Origin of the sequence: Collinsella sp. AM33-4BH, from assembly GCF_003469205.1 — a bacterium.
GTDB lineage: Bacteria > Actinomycetota > Coriobacteriia > Coriobacteriales > Coriobacteriaceae > Collinsella.
On sequence record NZ_QSIN01000007.1, the window covers coordinates 97,079 to 117,679 of the forward strand.

18 protein-coding genes and 1 tRNA gene are annotated in these 20,601 nt (G+C 60.9%); 2 read left to right on the plus strand and 17 right to left on the minus strand.

Annotated elements, in window-relative coordinates; genetic code table 11:
* Positions 1-91: 91 nt before the first annotated feature.
* Positions 92-1,084, minus strand: a complete 993-nt coding sequence (locus tag DW821_RS06680) for an SIS domain-containing protein (RefSeq protein WP_118066175.1) — start codon at positions 1,082-1,084, stop codon at positions 92-94.
* Between the two features lie 205 nt (positions 1,085-1,289).
* Between DW821_RS06680 and DW821_RS06685 the strand changes: the two genes are divergently transcribed.
* Positions 1,290-2,012, plus strand: a complete 723-nt coding sequence (locus DW821_RS06685; protein ID WP_118066177.1) for a GntR family transcriptional regulator — start codon at positions 1,290-1,292, stop codon at positions 2,010-2,012.
* A gap of 47 nt (positions 2,013-2,059) precedes the next feature.
* Here the strand turns inward: DW821_RS06685 and DW821_RS06690 are convergent, their stop codons facing one another.
* The 6 genes from DW821_RS06690 to DW821_RS10380 form a co-directional block, all read right to left on the minus strand.
* Complete coding sequence (locus tag DW821_RS06690) at positions 2,060-2,641, minus strand: GNAT family N-acetyltransferase (RefSeq protein ID WP_118066179.1); 582 nt, start codon at positions 2,639-2,641, stop codon at positions 2,060-2,062.
* Between the two features lie 77 nt (positions 2,642-2,718).
* Positions 2,719-3,744 (minus strand): low specificity L-threonine aldolase, encoded by a 1,026-nt coding sequence (locus DW821_RS06695; protein ID WP_089573229.1) that lies wholly within the window; start codon positions 3,742-3,744, stop codon positions 2,719-2,721.
* A gap of 45 nt (positions 3,745-3,789) precedes the next feature.
* Positions 3,790-4,653: a phosphatase PAP2 family protein gene (locus DW821_RS06700; RefSeq protein WP_118066181.1), complete on the minus strand. Its 864-nt coding sequence runs from the start codon at positions 4,651-4,653 to the stop codon at positions 3,790-3,792.
* Between the two features lie 81 nt (positions 4,654-4,734).
* Positions 4,735-8,367 carry a transcription-repair coupling factor gene (gene mfd, locus DW821_RS06705; protein WP_118066221.1) on the minus strand — a complete coding sequence of 1,211 codons (3,633 nt, stop codon included), beginning with the start codon at positions 8,365-8,367 and terminating at the stop codon, positions 4,735-4,737.
* Positions 8,368-8,550: 183 nt separating this feature from the next.
* Positions 8,551-9,597: a zinc ribbon domain-containing protein gene (locus tag DW821_RS06710; RefSeq protein WP_158567553.1), complete on the minus strand. Its 1,047-nt coding sequence runs from the start codon at positions 9,595-9,597 to the stop codon at positions 8,551-8,553.
* A 118-nt stretch (positions 9,598-9,715) separates the two neighbouring features.
* Positions 9,716-9,793 (minus strand): hypothetical protein, encoded by a 78-nt coding sequence (locus DW821_RS10380; protein WP_238025115.1) that lies wholly within the window; start codon positions 9,791-9,793, stop codon positions 9,716-9,718.
* A gap of 325 nt (positions 9,794-10,118) precedes the next feature.
* Between DW821_RS10380 and DW821_RS06720 the strand changes: the two genes are divergently transcribed.
* Positions 10,119-11,261: an ATP-binding protein gene (locus DW821_RS06720; protein WP_233553020.1), complete on the plus strand. Its 1,143-nt coding sequence runs from the start codon at positions 10,119-10,121 to the stop codon at positions 11,259-11,261.
* Positions 11,262-11,341: 80 nt separating this feature from the next.
* On the opposite strand, the gene nth is transcribed toward DW821_RS06720, so the two are convergent.
* From nth to DW821_RS06770, 10 genes are all read right to left on the minus strand, one after another.
* The gene (gene nth / locus DW821_RS06725; protein ID WP_118066187.1) at positions 11,342-12,004 is read right to left on the minus strand and encodes an endonuclease III; all 663 of its coding nucleotides are present in this window, start codon (positions 12,002-12,004) and stop codon (positions 11,342-11,344) included.
* 63 nt (positions 12,005-12,067) lie between these two features.
* The gene (locus tag DW821_RS06730) at positions 12,068-13,870 is read right to left on the minus strand and encodes an ABC transporter ATP-binding protein (RefSeq protein ID WP_118066189.1); all 1,803 of its coding nucleotides are present in this window, start codon (positions 13,868-13,870) and stop codon (positions 12,068-12,070) included.
* A gap of 120 nt (positions 13,871-13,990) precedes the next feature.
* Positions 13,991-15,346 carry a DNA recombination protein RmuC gene (locus tag DW821_RS06735; RefSeq protein WP_118066190.1) on the minus strand — a complete coding sequence of 452 codons (1,356 nt, stop codon included), beginning with the start codon at positions 15,344-15,346 and terminating at the stop codon, positions 13,991-13,993.
* 124 nt (positions 15,347-15,470) lie between these two features.
* On the minus strand, positions 15,471-15,905 hold the full coding sequence (locus tag DW821_RS06740) for a hypothetical protein (protein WP_117776750.1): 435 nt from the start codon (positions 15,903-15,905) through the stop codon (positions 15,471-15,473).
* Positions 15,906-16,346: 441 nt separating this feature from the next.
* Positions 16,347-16,886: a rubrerythrin gene (gene rbr, locus DW821_RS06745; protein ID WP_055252097.1), complete on the minus strand. Its 540-nt coding sequence runs from the start codon at positions 16,884-16,886 to the stop codon at positions 16,347-16,349.
* 114 nt (positions 16,887-17,000) lie between these two features.
* Positions 17,001-17,906: an adenine glycosylase gene (locus DW821_RS06750; protein ID WP_117564952.1), complete on the minus strand. Its 906-nt coding sequence runs from the start codon at positions 17,904-17,906 to the stop codon at positions 17,001-17,003.
* A gap of 21 nt (positions 17,907-17,927) precedes the next feature.
* Positions 17,928-18,413, minus strand: a complete 486-nt coding sequence (locus tag DW821_RS06755; protein ID WP_117564951.1) for an Rrf2 family transcriptional regulator — start codon at positions 18,411-18,413, stop codon at positions 17,928-17,930.
* A 358-nt stretch (positions 18,414-18,771) separates the two neighbouring features.
* Positions 18,772-18,849: transfer RNA gene (locus DW821_RS06760), tRNA-Asp, on the minus strand.
* Positions 18,850-19,258: 409 nt separating this feature from the next.
* Complete coding sequence (locus DW821_RS06765; protein ID WP_117821523.1) at positions 19,259-19,726, minus strand: YfcE family phosphodiesterase; 468 nt, start codon at positions 19,724-19,726, stop codon at positions 19,259-19,261.
* 95 nt (positions 19,727-19,821) lie between these two features.
* Complete coding sequence (locus tag DW821_RS06770; RefSeq protein WP_006235156.1) at positions 19,822-20,538, minus strand: LytTR family DNA-binding domain-containing protein; 717 nt, start codon at positions 20,536-20,538, stop codon at positions 19,822-19,824.
* Positions 20,539-20,601: the final 63 nt, after the last annotated feature.

Sequence of the window (20,601 nt, forward strand, 5' to 3'; positions counted from 1 at the left end):
ATAGTTCTCAAACAGAGGCTTCACGCCCCCAAACAGGAACTATTCCACCGCAACTCATGAGGGGTATTGGGCTGTTAGGCCGCTCTATCCCTTAGTAATCCAGCTTCCACATGTAGCGGCGCGTCATGTAGTCCTTGTGGGTGACGGCGGAGAGCGCACGCATGTAGACGTTGTTGAGGATCGGGGCAAAGATCAGGTGGTTGAAGTACTCGCTCACGCTGTCCTTGATGTCGTTGAGGCCGAGCTCCTTGGCGTCGAGCTGGTAGACGCGCTCACCACCGTACTGGTTGACAAAGCGAATGCCGCGCTCGTCGTTGCAGCGGCTGCGGCCGACGCTGATGAGCTGGAACAGCGAGGTACGCTTGTCCAGGATCTCGAAGGGACCGTGGAAGAAGTCGCAGGTGTTGATGGTGCAGGAGTCGATCTGCAGCATCTCCTGCACGTTGCAGATGCTAAAGACGTAGGCGGCACCAAAGAGCGGACCCTGAGCCATCACGTTGATGCAGGGCTTGTCGGCGTTCTGCTCGGCCCACTTGGCTGCGAGCGGACGGGTGTACTCGACGGCCTTGCGATAGATGGGGTCGACCAAGTCGAAGGCGGCCATAGCGGTCTCGTACTCGGCATAGCCCTCGGTCTGCTGCGTAAGCTCCATAGCAATCATGGTCACGACGGCGGAGTTGGTGCGGCCCATGCAGGACTCGTCGATGGCCAGGCTGTCGTACTGGATCTTGTAGTCGCAGACCTCGGTGAGGCCGGACTCGTCAACATAGATGGCGATGGTGCTGGCGCCGTGGTTCTTGGCGACCTGGGCGGCGACGATGGTCTCCTTGGTGCCGCGCATGGACACGACGACGGCCAGGGTGTTCTCGTTGACGTAGGCAGGCGTGGCGTGCACGAACTCGTTGCTGGTGTAGCTGGAGCTCACGACCTGCGTGGCCTCGTGCTCCATAAAGTACTGGGCAGGATAGTTGCCGCCGTTGGATCCACCGGCGCCAATCCACACGACGCGCTTGATGCCGCCCTTGTCTGCCTTGTCAGCCAAAACCTGGGAGACGACGTCCTTAACCTGTTCCTGAGTAGTCATCGTGCATCAGCCTTTCTTCTCGTTTGATGCTCTCGATGGCATACAAGTTACATACATGTTTTGGTTATGTCGACTAGTTGTATGCTATATTTGTCTTAGAAATATTGCTGGTAAAGTTTTCGGCAAGCCATTACCAGCGGTTTTGTTGTCATGTTGGATACATGCTTGGTTCTGTAAGCATACAAGTTAGATACAGGTTGTTCGCATGAGCACTTCGTCGAAAAAGAACTTGACCCAATACGAGCGTCTGGCGGCAACGCTTCGCGACCGCATTGCCGCCGGCACCTACGCCCGCGGAGATAAACTGCCGTCTGAGATGGAACTCATGGACGAATCGGGCCTGTCGCGCAGCACCGTGCGCCATGCCCTTAAGGTGCTTGTTGACGAGGGCCTGATTCGAACCGAGCGCGGGCGCGGCGCCTTTGTGGCCGACACGCCCGCGCTCCACGAGAACAACCTGGTGTTTTCGAGCTATACGGCACAAGTCCAGGGTCAGGGCATGAAGCCCACCACGCGCACCGTGGACTCGGGCTTTGCCAAGGCGGCCGGCAGCATAGCTAAGTTCTTTGACGCCGCCATGGGCAGCAAGCTCGTCAAACTTGTCCGCCTGCGCTACCTGGACGACGCGCCACTGTGCCTGGAAACCACCTATCTACCACCGAGCTTTGAGGCACTCATCGATCGCGATATCAACGGTTCGCTCTACGCCATGCTGCGCCAAGAATTCCATCGCGCGCCGGCACAGGGACATAAGACCTTTGAGGTGTGCTATGCCTCGCAAAACGAGGCGTTTTTGCTCAACGTTGAGCGTGGGCAGGCGCTGATCTTGATCACCGACTACGTCTACGACACCGACGGCCGCCCGCTCCATATCTCCAAGCGTATCCAGCGCACCGACCGCGCCAAATACACCGAACCCATCGGCTAACCAACACCAAAACCACCACAAAGGGGACAGGCACCTTTGTGGTGGTTTTAGGCGAGGAGGTCGGGGAACCAGGTTGGCTTAGGTTGGTTAGGGACGCGCTCGGCCAGGACCAGCTCCATCCAGCACATGTCGTACCAGCGGCCGAACTTTTGGGCGCAGCGGTCGAAGGCGCCCACCAGGCGATATCCCATATGGGCATGGAAATCCTGGCTGTTGTGCGTCAGGTACTCGTCGTCCTTGTCGTGCGGCACGGCGATGAGCGCGCACATGTTGGTGATGCCCATCGCGATCAGGCACTGCTTGAGCGCATCGTGCAGCTTGCGGCCCAGCCCGCCGTGGCGCACGTCGCGTGCCAGGTAAATCGACGTCTCGACCGACCAGTCGTATGCCTCGCGGCTGTTGAGCGGACTCGCATAGGCATAGCCTACCGGACGCCCGTCCAGCTCCATCACCAGATACGGATAGCGCTTGAGCGTACGCTCGATGCGCCCGGCGAACTCCTCAACGCTCGGCACCTCGTATTCGCAGGTAATCGCCGTCTGGCGCACATACGGCTCATAGATGGCAAGCAACGCCGGCGCGTCTTTGGGCGTCGCCAGGCAAATCGCCGGCTCGGACATCTCGGTCATACAACCCTTCTCTCTCAAAAACAAAGGCCGCCTTGCGCCAAACCCAGCGCAAGGCGGCCCCTCGTCATTACATCAGGCTACAGGACAGCCGCCAGCGCGTCGATGTCCTCCTGCGTCGTGGCCCAGCTGGTGCAAAAGCGCACCACCGTGTGGGTATCGTCGTACTTTTCCCAGTACTCGATCGCCGCATGCTCGCGAATGCGGGCCATGTCCTCGTTGGGCAAAATCACGAACTGCTGGTTTGTGGGCGTCTCCAAAAAGAACTGGTAGCCGCGCTCGTGCAGCACACGACGCAGCGCCTGGGCCGTCTGAATCGCCTGTCGACCAATCTCAAAATACAGGCCATCGGTAAAGAGCGCCTCAAACTGCACGCCCGTCAGGCGGCCCTTGGCCAACAGCGCGCCGTGCTGCTTAATACGCGGAATGGGATGCGCCGGAGCGTGCATGCCGCAGAACACCACAGCCTCGCCGCAAAGCGCGCCGCACTTGGTGCCGCCGATGTAGAACACGTCGCACAGCTGCGCCAGCTCGGGCAGGGTAATGTCGCACTCATCGGCCGCCAGTGCATAGGCCAGACGAGCACCGTCCACAAACAGCGGAATCTCGCGCTTCTGGCACACCGCGTGAATCGCCGCGAGCTCGGCCTTGGAGTACAGCGTGCCGTACTCGGTCGATAGACTCACGTACACGGCGCCCGGGAACACCGTGTGCTCGTAGCTCTCGTTTTCGTAGAACACCTGGATATAGTTCTCGAGATCCTCGGCGTGCATCTTGCCCTCGTAGCCGGGGATGGTGAGCACCTTGTGGCCGCCAAACTCGATGGCGCCCGCCTCGTGGCAAGCGACATGGCCGGTCTCGGCGGCAACGACGCCCTCGTAGGGCGCGAGCAGCATGTCAATCACCGTCGCGTTGGCCTGCGTGCCGCCCACCAGCAAGAACACGTCGGCATCGGGGGCCTGACAGGCCTCGCGAATCAGCTGCTTGGCACGCTCGGTGTGCGCATCGGTACCGTAGCCGGGCTGTGGCTCCATGTTGGTATCGACGAGCGCCTGCAGCACTGCCGGATGAGCACCGTGGGAATAGTCGTTGTTGAACGCGAGCATGGCAATCCTCTCTAGCCGGGCATGGGCCCGATGATTTAAACGCCGCTATTGTACGCCGCCCGGATAGGCAATGCGCGCGGCAAGGCACTCAAGTGCCAGCACCAGGGCAAAGCCGCAGCTCACGTCAGTCAAAAAGTGCGCACCGATCACAATGCGGCCAAAGGCGACGAGCGCCGCAACCGCAGCCGCCGTCCAAAAGACCACGCGACGGCGCGACGGCTTTTCCTTAAAGGACGCCGCAGGAAGCCCGGCAAGCATAAGACCGATCGCCGCGTGCGCCGTGTGTCCGCTCGCAAACGACTTAAAGCCGTCCTTGATTACGCCGGCCGCAATATAGCTCCACTTGTCGGGGTTGCCAATCACCCACCACGGCTGATAATTGAGCCCCGGCGTGACCTCGATCACGCGCATGCGCGGGCGCGACCACAGCGGCTTGACAACCACGTTGAGGATGATGGCCTGAGCGACCCACACGGCAAGCGCCATCAGCGCCCAGCGCGTGAGCTCGTCGGAGTCGGTGTCGCGCGTGAGGCGATAGACGACAAGGTTAGCAGCGATGACCAGCACAAACGTCAGCACCAACTGGACAGCGATGAGTTTGCCGCCAACCTTCAGGGACGAGACGATCTCGTAGCCGGCCAGGCCAACGTTGACGAGGATGCCGAGCACGGCGAGCCATTTGCTCCCCCTGGAGTCGGGACGCACCGCGCGCACGAGCATAACGCCCGCGACGCTCGCCGTCAGCTCAAACGGCAGCTCGCCGGCAGCCTCGATAAAGCGGCCGTACATGCTGCCGATGTTGAACAGCGCGCTCGAGATCTGATAATCGAAGAAACTGCCCACGCCCAGACAAAGGCACAGGACAACCGCGATCATGGCGACATCTTTTTTATAGATGTATCCGAACATGCTTTCCTTTCGATGGGGCTGAAATCAATCTGCGAGATGGCGGGGCAAAGATGACTTCGTCCCGCCACGCCCCCCCACTTGTTAGTCGTCGTCGCTAGCGCCCAACTGCTGCAGCAGCATGAGCGCCGCGGCCACGGGGCCGGTGCCGTCGTTGGCATCGAGGCCGCGACCCAGGCCGCTGCCTGCACCGGCGCCCGCCTTGTAGGGCACCGACAGCTTGCGGCTCTTGGGGAAGTTCACCGCACCATAGCGGGTCTTAAGCTCAAAGGCCACCTTCTTGGGCACGTCGACGCCCAAAAACGTAATGCGACCGCCGCTGAGCGTGACGCTCTCGAGCCCCAGGCGCTCGCCGCGAATGCGAATTCGTGCGCGATTGAACAGGTTGAGTCCTGCCAATGGCAGCTCGCCATGCGCGGCCTCGGTCTCCTCCTGCACCTCATCGATGCTCTCCAGGTCCTCGGCCGCTGCGAGCCTGCGGTACACGAGCACGCGCTGATCCACCGCCGGCAGGTACTCCTCGGACAAGAAGTAGTCGGCCGGCAGGTTAATGCCCACGCTCGCCGCCTCCACGCCGGCGTCGTCATCGCCGCGCGCCTCGGCTACCGCCTGGCCCAGCATCTGCGTAAACAGGTCAAAGCCCACGCTCGACAGGTTGCCGTGCTGCTCGGCGCCCATAAGCGAGCCGGCACCACGGATCTCCAGGTCGCGCATGGCGATGCGCATGCCGCTGCCCAGGTCCTGGAACTCAGAAAGTGCGGTCAGGCGCGCTGTCGCCTCCTCGGTGAGTGGTAGCTCGCCCGGGAACATAAAGTACGCGTAGGCCTGCGTGGCAGAACGGCCCACACGGCCCTTGAGCTGGTAGAGCTGCGCCAGGCCCAGACGCTGCGAATCCTCGATGATCAGCGTGTTGGCGGTCGCGTTGTCGATGCCGCTCTCCACGATGGTCGTGGCGATGAGCACGTCGATCTTTTTGGTCGCGAACTCGATCATCACGTCCTCGACCTCGCGCGGGCTCATCTTGCCGTGCGCCACGCCCACGCGCGCCTCGGGCGCGGCCTCGTGCACGCGCGCCACGGCGTCGTCGATGGTCTTGACGCGGTTGGACACGTAGTACACCTGGCCGCCGCGGCCCACCTCCAGGCGAATCGCCGCGCTTACCACGTCGGGGTCGTACTCCCCCACGTGCACGATCACGGGACGACGCCCGGTCGGCGGCGTGGTGATCAGGCTCATGTCGCGCACGCCGCTCGTGGCCATCTGCATGGTTCGCGGAATAGGCGTTGCCGAAAGCGTGAGCACGTCAATCTGCTCGCGCAGGTTCTTGAGCTGCTCCTTGTGCTGCACGCCAAAGCGTTGCTCCTCGTCGATGATCACCAGGCCCAGGTTCTTGGGGTTCACATCGGCCGAAAGCAGACGGTGCGTGCCGATGAGCACGTCGATCGTGCCCTCGGCAAACGCCTTGAGCGCGCGCTTTTGCTGCGCCGGCGTGCGGAAACGGCTGAGCACCTCGACCTCAAGGCCAAACGGGGCAAAACGCTCAAAGAACGTCTCGTAGTGCTGCTGGGCAAGAATGGTCGTGGGGCAGAGCACCATGACCTGGCGGCCGGAGTCCACGCACTTAAACGCCGCGCGCAGGGCGACCTCGGTCTTGCCAAAGCCCACGTCGCCGCACAGCAGGCGGTCCATGGGCTTGGGCGCCTCCATGTCGGCCTTAATGTCGGCGATGGCCTCCAGCTGGTCGCGCGTCTCGTCGTAAGGAAAGCTCTCCTCCATCTCGATCTGCTCGGGCGTGTCGGGCGGGCAGGCGATACCGGTAATCGACGAGCGGCGCGTATACAGATCGACCAGGTCAAACGCCAGCTTTTTGGCGTTTTTGCGCGCCTTGTTGGTGGCGCGCGTCCAGTCGGCGGTGTTGAGCCTGGTCAGGCGCGGCTTGTCGCCGTCGGGACCGACGTATCTCGTGATACGGTCGACTTGCTCGAGCGGCACGTAGAGTTTGTCGCCGTCGGCATATTCCAGCAAGAAGTAGTCACGCTCCTTGCTGCCCACTTCCTGGCGCGCGATCTCGCTAAAGAGCGCGATGCCGTGAGTGGCGTGCACCACGTAGTCGCCCGGCTTAAACGGGAACGTGATCTGCGTAATGTCCACCTTGCGGCGGCTGCGCGCGCGGTTGGCGTCCATGCGGGCGTTGAGGTCGGCGATCGAGAACACGGCCAGGTTGGCATCGGGCACCACCACGCCCTGCGGCAGAGCGGCATCGACAAAGGTCACGCGTCCGCGCGAGATGGTGGGCACGGCGGCACCGGCGGCAGCCTGGGCGGCACCCGCCTCGAGCGAGCGGGCGTTGAGCGCGTCGGCCTTGCGCTCGCGGATCGAGGCATGGGCATCCTGGCGGACAGCACGGTCGGCGGAATCCGCCGCTGCCACGCGCACGCGCTCGCCAATGACGCCTGCGTTTTCGGGCGCGGCCGTCAGCGACTCCTCAAAGGTAATGCCCTCGTCGCCAAAGGTGAGCTCCATCGACTCGCGCGCACCGCGATCGGGAATGGCAAACACGCAGGCGTAGCGCTTGCCCACGACTTCCTGAATGCGCGTCATAAAGCGATTGTCCGAGCCTGCGATGGCCGGCTGCTCAATCTTGAGCTCGGCCGTCACCGCACCGCCGGCACGGATGAGGCTCACATAGTTCAGGCGTTGCTGGGAACCAAAGTCGAGCTGCTGGGCACGCACGTACAGGCCGTCCAGGCGGTCAATCCCCGCCTCGCCGGCACGGGCCTCGATATCCTCGTAGGCACGCAGGCAGTCGTCGAACAGCGAGCGCGGCTCGGACAAAACCACAAGCGCCTTGCCGCTCACGTGTGCCAACGGGCTTACGGTCTGGCCGTACATCACCGGCAAAAAGCGGTCGAGCTCGGGCGTGACGATGCGTGCATCCACCATCTCGAGCAGCGCTGCCAGTTTACTGTCATCCTGGCTGGCGCGGTAGAGCGCCACGTGCATGTTGTGGACGGCATCGTCGGTAAGCGCCAGCTCACGGCAGGGGAAGATCTCGATGCTGTCCTCGTTGCCGATGGTCTGACCCGTTGAACTCACCATACGGCGGATGCGGTCAATCTCGTCGCCGAAAAACTCAATGCGCACGGGCGCCTTTTCCTGCGCGGGAAATACCTCGACGGTGTCGCCATGCACGCGGAACAGGCCGGGCGCGTCGGCGGCGCCGGCATTGGTGTAGCCCATGCCCACCAGGCGCTGCGGTACCTCGTCAAAAGGAATCTCCTCACCCACCGCAAAGGTCGTCGACTCCCAGTAACAGCTCTCGACCGGCGGCACACAGCGCAGCAGCGCGCGGGCCGAGGCGACCATGATGCAGTTGTCGCCGCGCACGATGCGCCCCAAAGCCTCGCAGCGCTGGGCCACCACGGCGTCATCGGGCGCCTGCTCGCGCCAAGGGTAGTCCTTGCGCTCGGGAAAGCGGCACACGCGCGCCAGGCCCACATAGGCGGCCAGACTGCGTGCGGCGCGGTCGGCGGCATCCTCGCCACTCACAATGTAGACCGTGGGGCGCGGACGACGCGCAAACTGGGCGGCCGCCATGAGCGTGCGACCCGACTGAGACACGGCCAGCGTCACATCCTCGCCAGAATCGAGCCCGGCCTCGACGGTCTGCAGTGCCTCGGCAGTGTAGAGCTGCGCGGCTATACGGTGAATGAGCATATGGTCCTCCGGCATCGCAACGCCAAAAGCCCGCCGGGGCAAGCTCGGCGGGTCGTTCGTCAAATTCGTTGCCTGTCATGGTAACGCATGGAGAGAACTCCAGCCCAAGCGTACGCCCAGCCCCGCAAAAAACGCCAGACGGACGAGCCGCCTGGCCTTATCAGAGTGAGCTATACGCCGAGTCTAATCATAGACGCCCATTTTAAGCAGCGTGAAGGTCGGGGCGCCGTCACCCTGCGCGACGCGGACCGTGCAAGTCTCAGTACGGCCCTTGGATGCGTCCGCTTGAATTGCGGCGATGAACTGATCCTTTGGCAGGCCGTAGGTACTCTCGGGGATGTCGGAAGGAAGTAACGAACCGCCAGCACTGTAGACCTCATAGGTGAGCTCGTAGATGTTGTCGCCAAGGTCAGTCACGCCCGTAACGATGGCACACGGCGGGTTGTAATTTCCCTGGCCGTATTCCTGCTTCAGATACAAGTACCCGTCATGCGCTTCGGCCGAATCGGCGCGCATCTGCCCACCCGATGCCCTATCAAAGGTCATATCAGCATCCGAGAGCGTCAGACCCGTCAAGCGGTTGAGTTCCCTATTGATCACATCGGTCGCCATGCGCTGATAGTGACCATTGTCATAGTCACCTTTCTCGATTCGATACGGCGCGTTGTCAATAAAATGGCACCAGATAAACTTGACCAGCTTGTATTTCTCGTCATCAGAAAGTCCGTCAGTCGAATCGAAAGCACCTGTCTGATACCAGTCCCGATCGAAGTGTTCCTCCGTAAAGTTCGACAGGAACAGGTTCGCCGCGGCATAAGTTGCCTGGTCGTTGAGGTCGACTTTTACGCTGCTGCCCGTCTGCTCGGGCTCATCCGCCTCGTCCTCGTCGGCGGCAGGCTTCTCCTTGGCGCTTCCCTTGTCCTTGTGCTCTGCCGAACCCTCGTCGGACCCAAGTACCGTAATCCGCGATGAATTGCCCTGCCCAAGCGGACCCAGCACGCCGGTCAGTGCCAGTGCAGCGCCAGCGGCAACCAGCACGCCCGCTACACATATGCCGATAATCACCGCCCGCTTATGCGATTTCTTTTGCACGGAAGGCATCCCTGCCGCCGGCATCGGCGCGGGCTCAGCAGGCGCGGCCGCCGGAGAAGCAACACCCATGCGCGCCCCGCAGTTCGTGCAAAAATCGGCTCCGTCGGGCATCTCGGAGCCACACTTGGTGCAAAACATATTCGGGTATCCCCTCACAACAAACAGCATCTGTCGCCATCATATTGAGCCTTCGCGGCCCAAATGTGTTGCGCAACATTGGCCACAGCCTTCGGACGCCGGCAAAACGTGCCGGCCCCTACCCCGTCACGCGCACGCTGGGGCAAAGGTCTGCCAGCGGGCACTCGTCGCACTTGGGCTTGCGGGCGTCGCGCAAACTGCACGGCTGCCATCAGCATCCGGTCCGCTCACCCAAAACGCGCATGCCCAACGCCCTCTGCACAAAACAGCCTGAACGGACAGCATCAATTATCAGCTGCCACCTGTGCTACTTTGTAATTATGGCAATTCCTACTTTATAGTTGTGGTAACTTCTAGTTAGCAATTATGGTTGTTTTGCCTTGACAATGTGGCAAATCCCGAAGACCTGCCACGAAACCCGGCGGATACCGACAAACTCGTCACGAAGCTTTCGAACCAAAAGCATGCCTGCGAGCATGCGATGCAAGACACGAAGGGCATTAAAAATGATTGAGCGAACCATGGCCCATAAGCTACGCGACATGTCAGAATGGTTCCCCGTCGTCTCGCTTACGGGGCCACGCCAAAGCGGCAAGTCGACTCTCATCAAGGCCGTCTTTCCTGAATATGAATATCTCAACCTCGAGAACCCGGAAGTCCGTCGCGCCGCACTCGATGATCCCGTCGGCTTTATCAGCAGGCGCCCCGATCATCTAATCATCGACGAAGCCCAATATGCACCGGAGCTGTTCAGCATGATTCAGGTCGCCTCCGACGAGCGCGGAAGGGCCGGCCAGTATGTATTGTCCGGCTCGCAAAACTTTTTGCTCATGCACAACATCCAGCAATCGCTTGCCGGGCGCGTCGGCATGCTCAAGCTCCTGCCCCTCTCCTACCAGGAGCTTGGCGATACGCAAATCGCGCTTGACACCTACCTGATTCGCGGGGGATACCCACGCATATACGATGCAGGTATCCCCACCGATGTGTTCTTTCAAAATTACCTTATGACCTACGTGGAACGCGACGCGGGCGGCCTTCTCGACGTGCGCAATCTGAGCTCCTTTAGAAAAATGATCGGACTGTGCGCGGCTTGCGTGGGAGGGCTGCTCAACCTATCAAGACTCGCCGCCGATGTGGGAGTCGCCACGGCGACGATCAACTCGTGGCTTTCGATCCTGCAATCAAGCTATTTGGTGTTCCTGCTTCAGCCTTATGCCGGAAACATGCGCAAGCGGCTTACCAAAGCGCCAAAACTGTACTTCTACGACACGGGGCTTCTTTGCCATCTGCTTGGCATTCACGACGAGCGCAGCCTCATGAACCATCCCCTAAGCGGGGAAATTTTCGAAAACCTCGTTGTCTCGGAACGCCAGAAGGCGTATCTCAACAGAGGTATCGAGCCAACGCTCGCCTTTTATCGCGACGACAGCAAACGAGAGATCGACCTCATCGATCTAACAGAGCCGGCTCGCCCTCAGGCGTTCGAAATCAAATCGGGCGCTACCTATCGCGACTCATTCGCTCGACACCTACGCTCCGTTGGTTCCGAACTTGGCATTCCCGCAAAGGACCGAGCCGTCGTATATCACGGCTCCGAGAGCTACGATACCGAGGGCGCATCGGTTGTGCCGGCAGAAGAGTTCTTGCTTCGGGAGCCGTAGCGAGCGTCGCGGGAACCGGCCACGCCTTGATTTGTGCAGCTTGGAGGCACGCAAGGGCGGAGGCGTCACGCCCTTGCAGTCTAGCTCACCCGTACGCTGGGACACAAATCTGCCAGCGGACACTCGTCACACTTGGGCTTACGGGCATCGCAAATCTCGCGGCCAAAGGTGATCCACTGGTGATTGACCGACTCCCAATACTCGTGCGGCAAGATCTTGAGCAGATCCTGCTCGGTCTTGAGCGGCTCTTTGGCGTGCGTCTTGGGACTCAGCATCAGGCGGTGCGCGATGCGGTTGACGTGCGTATCCACCGCGATGCCTTCCACGATGCCGTACCCCACGTTGAGCACGATGTTCGCCGTCTTGCGTCCCACGCCCGGCAGCTTGACGAGCTCCTTCATGTCGGCCGGTACCTCGCCGCCGTAGTCGGCAACGATCATCTGCGCGGCCTCCACGGCATGCTTGGCCTTACTCTTATAAAAGCCGAGTGACTTAATGGTGTCCGCCACGTCGGCCACACTTGCTCCGGCCATGGCCTCGGGCGTGGGCCACTGGGCAAACAGTTGGGGCGTCACCTTGTTGACCTGTGCGTCGGTCGTCTGAGCCGAGAGCAGTACCGCGATGAGCAGCCTAAAGGGATTCTCGTGGTCCAAGAAACACTCGACCGGTCCATAGCGGCGGTTGAGGCGCTCGCACACCTCAACGGCGCGTTCGCGTTTGGCGGCATTGGTCTCGCGTGGCATAACGACTCCTCGACTCGGCAGAAACATAACTTCACGGAAACGATTGTCCCACGTACAGGGGCCTTAAGCCTCCAAAAATGCGCCGGTCTGGCGGCTCCACAGGCTTGCGTATTCGCCGCCCGCCTCGACGAGCTGAGCATGCGTACCGTCCTCGACAATCTCGCCGTCCGCCAGCACCACGATGCGGTCGAGCGCCGCCACGGTGGACAGGCGATGCGCCACCACAATGGAGGTGCGGCCGCGCATCAGGTTCTCGAGCGCCTCCTGCACCAGCGCCTCAGACTCGCTATCGAGGGCAGACGTCGCCTCGTCGAGCACCAGAATCGGTGCGTCGGTGAGGATGGCACGGGCGATGGCCACACGCTGGCGCTGGCCGCCCGAAAGCTTGACGCCGCGCTCGCCCACCATGGTGTCGAAGCCACGGGGCAGGCGGTCGATGAACTCCAGGGCATTGGCCAGGCGCGCGGCCTCGCGGATCTGCTCGTCAGTGGCGCCCGCGCGGCCGTAGGCGATATTCTCGCGAATGGAGCGGTGGAACAGCAGCGCCTCCTGCGGCACGTAGGCAACCTGGCGGCGCAGGCTCTGCTGCGTGCAGCGCGAGACGTCCTGACCGTCCACGAGCACGCAGCCGTCCTGCACGTCGTCCAGGCGCAGCAACAGCTTGGTGAGCGTCGTCTTGCCCGAGCCCGATTTGCCCACCAGGCCCACGCGCTGGCCCGCCGCCACATGGAGCGTCAGGTCGTCGAACACGCTCTCGCCCGCCGCGGCATCACGGTATGCAAAGCTCAGGTGCTCAAAATCAATCGCGCCCTCGCGCACCTTGAGCTCGGGGGCGTTCTCGTCGTCTGCCACCAGACGCGGCTCGTCCAGCACGCGCGTCATCTCGGCCGCATCGCCCAGCGCGCGGTTGATGCGCTGCATCATGGAGCTCACGTAGTTCAGGCGCATGGTGAGGTTATACGTGTAGGTAAAGATCATGACGAGCGCACCGGCAGAGATGCCAAACCACGCGTTGCCGCCCGCCACGAACACACTCACCACGGCCATGGTGATGACGATGAGGCCCGAGGTCGTAAAGTTGCGCTGCATCATGGCGTGCATCGAAACCGTCTCAGCGTCGCGCGCGGCACGATCGGCGGTGTCGAACAGATCGCGTTCAAAGTCCTCTCGCCCGCAGGTCTTGACGGCCAAGATGTTCGTGACCGCGTCGGACAGCACACCCGAGAGCTTATTCTGCGCGGCGGACGTCGCGGCCGAAAGTGGCATGATGCGCTTGTACATAAGCCAGACAAACGCAATGTAGACGACCATGATGCCCACCAGGATCACGGTAAATGTGGGCACCACCGGAGCGAGTGCGGCCACGGTGCAGATGACCGAGGTGATGGTGGGGACGAGCGAATACACCGTCACGTCGACCAAGCCCGTATAGCCGCTCATAAAACGGCTCGTCTGGCTGACGAGCGACCCGCCAAAGCGGCTGGTGTGAAATGTCATGGATTGATTGGAAAGCGTGTCAAAGCACAGGCGCGCCAGGTGGTAGTTGCCCGCAATCTCGAGCTTGTAGACGGTGTAGTCCTGCAGCTTGGAGAGGATTTGACCCACCAGGTTAACGAGCACGAGCGCCAGAATGTAAGGGCCAAAGACCTCGAATACTTGATCGCCTGCCACGGGGCCGGCCTGAACGCGGTCGACGATGAGGGCCATCACGTAGGTGTTGGCAAACGTGAGCAAAAAGATGTAGCCCGCCGACGAGAACACCGAGAGAAAGACGATCAGCGGCTGCGTGCGCGTGACATCCCAAAAACGCTGCAGCGTGCGGCGCACGGTTGAGCGTTTGAGCGGGCTGGTGCTTCTCTGAGACATGGGCTTCCTTTCGCGTCTGATAGGGCGAAAGGCCATTGTTGCACATTAAAGTGCGCTTTAGGCAAGTGCGTTGTGAAACACGGCGGGGCGCCTGCGCAGACGCCCCGCCGTCAAGTGCCGCTAGTCCTCGTCTTCTTGGTCTGCAAGCAGGCCCGCGGACGTGAGCCCCAAGATCTCGTCGGCCTCCACGGCATCTTCCAGCGCGTCGATATCCTTGAGCTTTCGCTCCATAACGTTGGTGCGCGTGGTGATGATGCCCTCGACCGTTTTGCCCGCGGTCTCGATCTGCTGTTGGGCGCGACGCAGTGCTGCCTGGTAACGTGGCAGCTCGGCCTTGACGGCGGAAAGTACGCGCAGCACGTCATCGGTGCGTTTTTGCAACTTAAACGTCTGGTAGCTCATCTGCAGGCTGTTGAGGATGGCGGCCATGGTGCTGGGGCCGGCAACGTTGACGTGATAGTCGCGGCCCAGGGTCTCGATAAGCCCGGGACGGCTGACGACCTCGGCATACAGGCCCTCAAACGGCACGAACAGAATGCCAAAGTTGGTCGTCGCGGGCACGCTCAGGTACTTTTCGCAGATGTCCTTGGCCTCGCGTTTGACCATCGCATCGAGCGTCTTGCGCGCAGCGGCGACGGCCTCCGCGTCGCCCGACTCCTGGGCGTCGAGCAGATGCTCGTACGCATCACCCGGGAATTTGGAGTCAATCGGCAGCAGCACGGGGTCGCCCTCGTCTACCGGCAGCTTGACGGCAAACTCAACACGCTCCGAGGCGCCGGGCTTGGTGGCAACGTTTTCCAGATACTGATCGGGTGTGAGGATATCCGCCAGAATCGCGCCCAGCTGCACCTCGCCCAAAATGCCACGCGCCTTGACGTTGCCCAGCACGCGCTTAAGGTCGCCCACGCCGGTGGCAATGGACTGCATATCGCCCAACCCCTTGTACACGGCCTCGAGCTGGTCGCTCACCTGCTTAAACGATGCGGACAGGCGGTCGTTGAGCGTACGGGAGAGCTTCTCGTCCACCGTCGCGCGCATCTGATCGAGCTGCACGTTGTTGTCTTTGCGGATGGCGCCCAGCTGAGCATCGACCGTCTCGCGCACCTTGTCCAGGCGATGCTCGATGCCCTCGCGATTGGCGCCGAGCTGTTGGGCCGTCTCACGGCGCAGGTCATCCATCCGGTCACCAGCTTGCGAGAACTCGCGTGCGATGGCCAGGTAACGTTGCTGCTCCACGGCCGCATCGGTCGTCTGCTGCTGCGCGATGGCATTGGCCGTGCGGCGTGTTTCGGCCAGCGCGACGTTCAGGGCATCGAGCGCGTTGTTGGCCTGCTCGAGTGCTGCCAGCGTTTCCGCGCTACTGTCGCCACGCTCCCGCAACTCGGCACGAAGGCCCTTGAGCTGCAGGGCACAGGCCGCAGCGACCCCCACCGCCACCAAAGCAATCACAATAAGTGCAATATCAATTGCAGACATAAACTCCGCCCAACAAACCCAATCGATCATCAATCAAAACCGCGATCAATCTTACCCCGCCACACACACGGATCACTCACTGCCTTGCAGACAAATTTCTCTTAGAGCCGCGGACGCTAAAACGCTAACTCTCCCAGCCGGCGCGGATGGTTGTTATGACGTCATCTAGGCGCTGGCCCAGGGCCGCTAGATGTTGGAGCACCTCGTTGGGCGATGCACCGTTGAGGATGCACGTGAGGGCATACGACGCCAGAAAGATGGCCGCAAGCCCCAACGGGATGAGCACGATCATCGCCAACGTACGCAGGCGCTGGGCCCAGCGACGGCGACGCGCACGATGCTTGTCGAACGCGAGCTCCTGCGCATATGAATCTTGCTGTACGGAATAGGCCTCTGGCGCCGATTCACACCCGGGCACAGCTGCAGGTACAGCAGCGGGCACGACGTTTTGCACGGGCGCCTGGTTGGCAACCCCTTGTATTTGCATCTCCATGAGTCGTTGCTGCTGACGCAGCATGCGCTCAGCTTGTTGCTGCGGAGTCTCAAGAAACAGATCCATGCTGGCCTCCAAAATCGGAGCATTCGACGCTTACGACCAGCATCCCGCACCGCCATGACCGCGACAACGCAATCGCCGGCAATAGCCACAAAGTTTCTTTTGCTCAAAAGCTGTCGAAAAGCTCAACAACTCCCCTACCAGCACTTTCTCTGAGCTTTTTTCGCCAACAATCTTTTGGCCTTCCACCCTCACGCCAACTGACCAAAATCTAACCAATAGCTTGACGAAAATTGTGGAGACCGGGACCCCACAAAAACGTGCCGCCCCAAAAAGGGGCGGCACACAACCTTTTTTATCAGCTTTTCTGTATCGAGCACGCGACGACCCAACGCCGGAGCGCAAGGCGGGGAAATACCTTTGCCTCGCGCGACTCTGCGAAGCCGTGAGCGAGAGGGAAAGGTATTTCCCCGCCCTGCGCTCCGCAGCAGCCAGCGCCAAGCGCTAGTAGTTCACCACCTGCTCCTCAAAGTACGCCTTGGGGTGGTTACACACCGGGCACACCTCAGGTGCCTCGGCACCAACGTGCAGATGTCCGCAGTTCAGGCACTTCCACACCTTCACGCCCTCGCGCTCAAACACCTCGCCCGACTCGATGCGCTCGACGAGCTTGTTGTAGCGCTCCTCGTGGGCCTTCTCGACGGCGGCGACACCACGGAACTTTGCGGCAATCTCGGCAAAGCCCTCTTCCTCGGCGGTCTTGGCAAACTCGTCGTACATCGTGGTCCACTCGTAGTTCTCACCCGCGGCGGCATCGCGCAGATTGTCCAGGGTATCGGGGACGGCGCCATCGTGCAGATACTTAAACCACAGTTTGGCGTGCTCGGACTCGTTGCCAGCCGTCTCGGCAAAGATGTTCGAGATCTGAACGTAGCCGTCCTTCTTTGCCTTGGAGGCATAGTAGCGATACTTGGTGTGTGCCTGGGACTCACCGGCAAAAGCGGTCTCGAGGTTCTTCTTGGTTTGGGAATTCTCAAAATCCATAGGTGTACTTCCCTTCAACGCATGCCGCCCGTAGGCTTCGAGCGGCCTCGTCTTTAGGATGCCCTCATGTCGGAAATCTAAACCTTACAATCCTGTTCTTCAGATTTCCACGGGCTAAATGCTCAGCCAGCGATCGCCCTCGGCTCGGCAAAAGCCCTCACGCTCCAGGTCGGCCAGAATGCCCGCGACAAGCTCGCGCTCGACCGGCCCGCGCCCAGCCGCCGCTTCCATATCGTTAACGCCCACCACGGCATCAGCAAGCGTAATCCCCGCCGGTTGGCCATCGCGCGCTGCCAGCAACATGCGCACGATATGCGCGCGCTTTTGGCGACGTGAGCCCTCAAACTTTGATTGACGGCTATAGCCCGCCGAGCGCCTGGACGGATTGGGCAACGTCTTTTTTAGATATGCGCCGTAGTCCAGCAACGCGTAATACCACGCGCGCGGCGTGTCGGCATCATCGAGCGGCACGGCAAAGGGAGCGATCTCGTCGGTCGCCGCACCGGGGACCGCCGGACAGGCCGCCTGAATCAGCGGCACCAGCTCGCGGTCGGGAACAGCCGGTACATCGGGAAAGAAGTGATGCAGAAAGACCGTGCGCACGTTGGTCTCCAGATACACGCCTGGAAGGTCAAACGCAAACGACCGGATACCTTGCGCCGTTGCCGGGCCAATACCAGGCAGAGCGACCAAGTCACGCGTCTCACGCGGAAACTCACCGTCCCAGTCCTCCACAACGCGCTGAGCGGCCTTGTGGAGCGCCAGAGCGCGTCGGTTGTAGCCCATGCCCTGCCAAGCGTCCAAAACATCGGAAGGCGCGGCTTGGGCAAGCGCCTGCACGGTCGGAAAGCGATCGAGCCACGCCGGCATACGCGTCTCCACGCGTGGCACCTGTGTTTGCTGCAACATGACCTCGGAAAGCCAAATGATGTACGGATCGCGCGTGCGGCGCCACGGAAGGTCGCGATAACGCAGGACCCCTTCCGAACGAATCATCGAACGAAAGGGGTCCTGAATCATATCTATGCTCCTTATGCGGCGCTATTCCTCCCGGCATGTATACGCACAGGTGGCGTACTCGGGAAACGCTTCGCGGTCGGCGAACTTGGGATCGACGGCCGGGAACTGGCGGTGAGCGACGATGTCGCCGAGCGAAACGGAATCGAGGTAGTCGCGCATCAATGCTTGAGCTCCGGCCCACAGGGGATGATAGCAGCACGTGCCCATGCGCGCACAGTCGCCATCGGGTGCGGTGCAATCATTCATAACCATAGGGCCCTGAACGGCCTCGACGACCTGACGAATGGTAACGTCGTCCGGACTGACCTTGAGACGCATGCCACCGTGGACGCCACGCAGGCTCTCCACAATACCGGCCTGGACCAAACCGTGCTGAATCGAGCGGGCAAACGAATACGGGACATTGACCTCTTCGGCAGCGGTGCGAACAGAAAGCAAACGCTCCGGATCCTCGGCAAGCATCGCCAACATACGAAGGGCGTAATCAGTCTTCCTCGATATGTCCATTTTTCCCCTTTCAAGGAATACGAACAGCTCGAACGAGCTCCGGGGCCGAGCTTGTGTCGAGACGCTAAATGACCGCAGGACATCCAAATGGTAAATCGGATATCCACTGAATGCCGCGCTTGGAGCGAAATGCATCAGATGCGGCCTACAGTGCAATTTAGTATAGCCTAACCCCCTGTCTCGTTGAACAGGTGTTGCGCAACAAAGCTGTTGTTCAGACAAATATACTTATTAGATTTTACTTGCGTTCCCGAAGGGGCGGGGATTCTGGGCGAAGATGCGCCAGGGCGATCGTTCTATCGAAACAAAGTGCATCAAACGCAAAAAGCCACGTCCGAAGACGTGGCTTTAATTGCGTTGGCGGGAAGTACGGGGCTCGAACCCGCGACCTCCGACGTGACAGGCCGGCGCTCTAACCAAACTGAGCTAACTCCCCAGGCAGACGTTCGCGTTTGTTTCCGCTCGCGTGCGCTGCGGGGATTAGTATACACAGAAGTCTGTCCGGCGCGCAACAACTTTTTTGAAAAAATTTTTCGGTCCCTCCGGGAGGGTCTCCGGGGCCGGCGGGCGCGGGTTAAGTTTGCTGCTCTACAGTCCTGCGCAAGACGGAAAGCACATTAAGTGCTTTCCTTTGCGTGCGGAACTCGCGACAAACTTAACCCGCGCCCGCCGGCCCCGGAGACCCTCCCTGCCGTCACATTGTTCGAGCCGTTGTTGTTGCTCGCCGCTTCGCGGCTCGGCGACCCCGTTCTCCGCGGCGGGGTTGTCTAAGGTTTTTGTTGAAGCTCGGCCTTTGGCTCATAAAAAACGGGAGATGCAATCTGCATCCCCCGTTTTTGTTGCGGTTAGTCCAAGTCAATAAACTTAGTGCTTATGATCTTGCCGTCTTTTACTAGCATTCTGGCCATGGTGGGGCCTCGGGTGCCTCTGGGGTAGCTGGCGCTGCCCGGGTTGAGGACTAAGCAACGGCCCACTTGGGCTTCTTTGGTTACGTGGGTGTGGCCGTTGATGGCTACGTCTACGGATCCCACCGGAAGGTCTTCGCGGTAGTGGGCTACGGCGAATTTGAGGCCTTCGTAGGTAAAGAGCGCAAGACGGTCTACATCGGGACCGTAGTCGCGGTAGTAATCGTTGTTGCCCAGTACGGCCCGCACGGGGGCGATGGTGCATAGGTGCTCGTAGTCCATCTCCGACGTGAGGTCGCCGGCGTGGATGATCAGGTCTGCGCCCTCAAGCTCATCCAAGAGCGCAGGCGATAAATAGCCGTGGGTGTCCGAGATGATGTCGATACGCTTGGCGCTTGCACTGTTCATGGGATCCCTTCCGCAAAAAACGATTCGGCAGATACATACAAAAAGGCCCCACGGCTCCGCAGACGATGGGTCTACAGGGCTGCGGGGCCAGTGCGCTAGAGACTCAGGGCCTTCTTAAGCGGCACGACGCGGCGGCGCGAAACCGGCACGCGTTCGTCGACGCCCGTAATGCCCAGCTGGATGGCACCCGAGGGCACCGTCTCGACGTCCGTGACGCACGCCAAGTTGACGATATAGCGGCGGTGAACACGGAAGAAGCCAAAGTCGCAGAGCTTAGCCTCAAACTGCGCCAACGAGGTCGTCGACAAAAAACGATCGTCGACGGTATAGATGCAGGAGTAATCGTCCTTGGCCATGATAAAGCGAATGTCGTCCACGGGAATGAGCACCTTGCGGCCGCCCTTTTCCACCGGGATACGCTCGATGGTCACCTTGCTGTCCGTAACCGGCTTGGCGCGTTGCATGACCTTCTCGATCGCGCGATCCAAGCGAGCTTCCTCGACCGGCTTCATCAGATAATCGACGGCATCCACGTCGAATGCCTCGACCGCATGGTCACTATACGCAGTCACAAACACGATCGCCGGCGGATTTTTGAGCTTATGCAGCGCCTCGGCAAGTTGCAGGCCCGAGGCACCAGGCATCGAGATATCGAGAAACACGACATCCACGCGACTTTCCATAAGCATCTCGATGGCGGAGCGGACGCTCGACGCCTCCGTGATCGTGCCGATCTTGCCCGTTTGCTCGAGCAGGAAGCGAAGCTCCGAGCGAGCCGGCGCCTCATCATCCACAATCATCGCACGCAGCATAGGGATAAAACCTTTCGTCAACTAACTACGCCGGGCATCCGTCGCATGACGTTGAGCCCGTAG

What these genes read in the sequence shown, in the direction of transcription:
- DW821_RS06690 (WP_118066179.1), bottom strand. Translation starts at nt 2,641, where the DNA reads ATGACCGAGATGTCCGAGCCGGCGATTTGCCTGGCGACGCCCAAAGAC.
- DW821_RS06765 (WP_117821523.1), bottom strand. Translation starts at nt 19,726, where the DNA reads ATGAACAGTGCAAGCGCCAAGCGTATCGACATCATCTCGGACACCCAC.
- nth (WP_118066187.1), bottom strand. Translation starts at nt 12,004, where the DNA reads ATGCCACGCGAGACCAATGCCGCCAAACGCGAACGCGCCGTTGAGGTG.
- DW821_RS06700 (WP_118066181.1), bottom strand. Translation starts at nt 4,653, where the DNA reads ATGTTCGGATACATCTATAAAAAAGATGTCGCCATGATCGCGGTTGTC.
- DW821_RS06685 (WP_118066177.1), top strand. Translation starts at nt 1,290, where the DNA reads ATGAGCACTTCGTCGAAAAAGAACTTGACCCAATACGAGCGTCTGGCG.
- DW821_RS06755 (WP_117564951.1), bottom strand. Translation starts at nt 18,413, where the DNA reads ATGGACATATCGAGGAAGACTGATTACGCCCTTCGTATGTTGGCGATG.
- DW821_RS06680 (WP_118066175.1), bottom strand. Translation starts at nt 1,084, where the DNA reads ATGACTACTCAGGAACAGGTTAAGGACGTCGTCTCCCAGGTTTTGGCT.
- DW821_RS06740 (WP_117776750.1), bottom strand. Translation starts at nt 15,905, where the DNA reads ATGGATCTGTTTCTTGAGACTCCGCAGCAACAAGCTGAGCGCATGCTG.
- DW821_RS06710 (WP_158567553.1), bottom strand. Translation starts at nt 9,597, where the DNA reads ATGTTTTGCACCAAGTGTGGCTCCGAGATGCCCGACGGAGCCGATTTT.
- DW821_RS06695 (WP_089573229.1), bottom strand. Translation starts at nt 3,744, where the DNA reads ATGCTCGCGTTCAACAACGACTATTCCCACGGTGCTCATCCGGCAGTG.
- DW821_RS06720 (WP_233553020.1), top strand. Translation starts at nt 10,119, where the DNA reads ATGGCCCATAAGCTACGCGACATGTCAGAATGGTTCCCCGTCGTCTCG.
- mfd (WP_118066221.1), bottom strand. Translation starts at nt 8,367, where the DNA reads ATGCTCATTCACCGTATAGCCGCGCAGCTCTACACTGCCGAGGCACTG.
- DW821_RS06750 (WP_117564952.1), bottom strand. Translation starts at nt 17,906, where the DNA reads ATGATTCAGGACCCCTTTCGTTCGATGATTCGTTCGGAAGGGGTCCTG.
- DW821_RS06730 (WP_118066189.1), bottom strand. Translation starts at nt 13,870, where the DNA reads ATGTCTCAGAGAAGCACCAGCCCGCTCAAACGCTCAACCGTGCGCCGC.
- DW821_RS06770 (WP_006235156.1), bottom strand. Translation starts at nt 20,538, where the DNA reads ATGCTGCGTGCGATGATTGTGGATGATGAGGCGCCGGCTCGCTCGGAG.
- DW821_RS06735 (WP_118066190.1), bottom strand. Translation starts at nt 15,346, where the DNA reads ATGTCTGCAATTGATATTGCACTTATTGTGATTGCTTTGGTGGCGGTG.
- rbr (WP_055252097.1), bottom strand. Translation starts at nt 16,886, where the DNA reads ATGGATTTTGAGAATTCCCAAACCAAGAAGAACCTCGAGACCGCTTTT.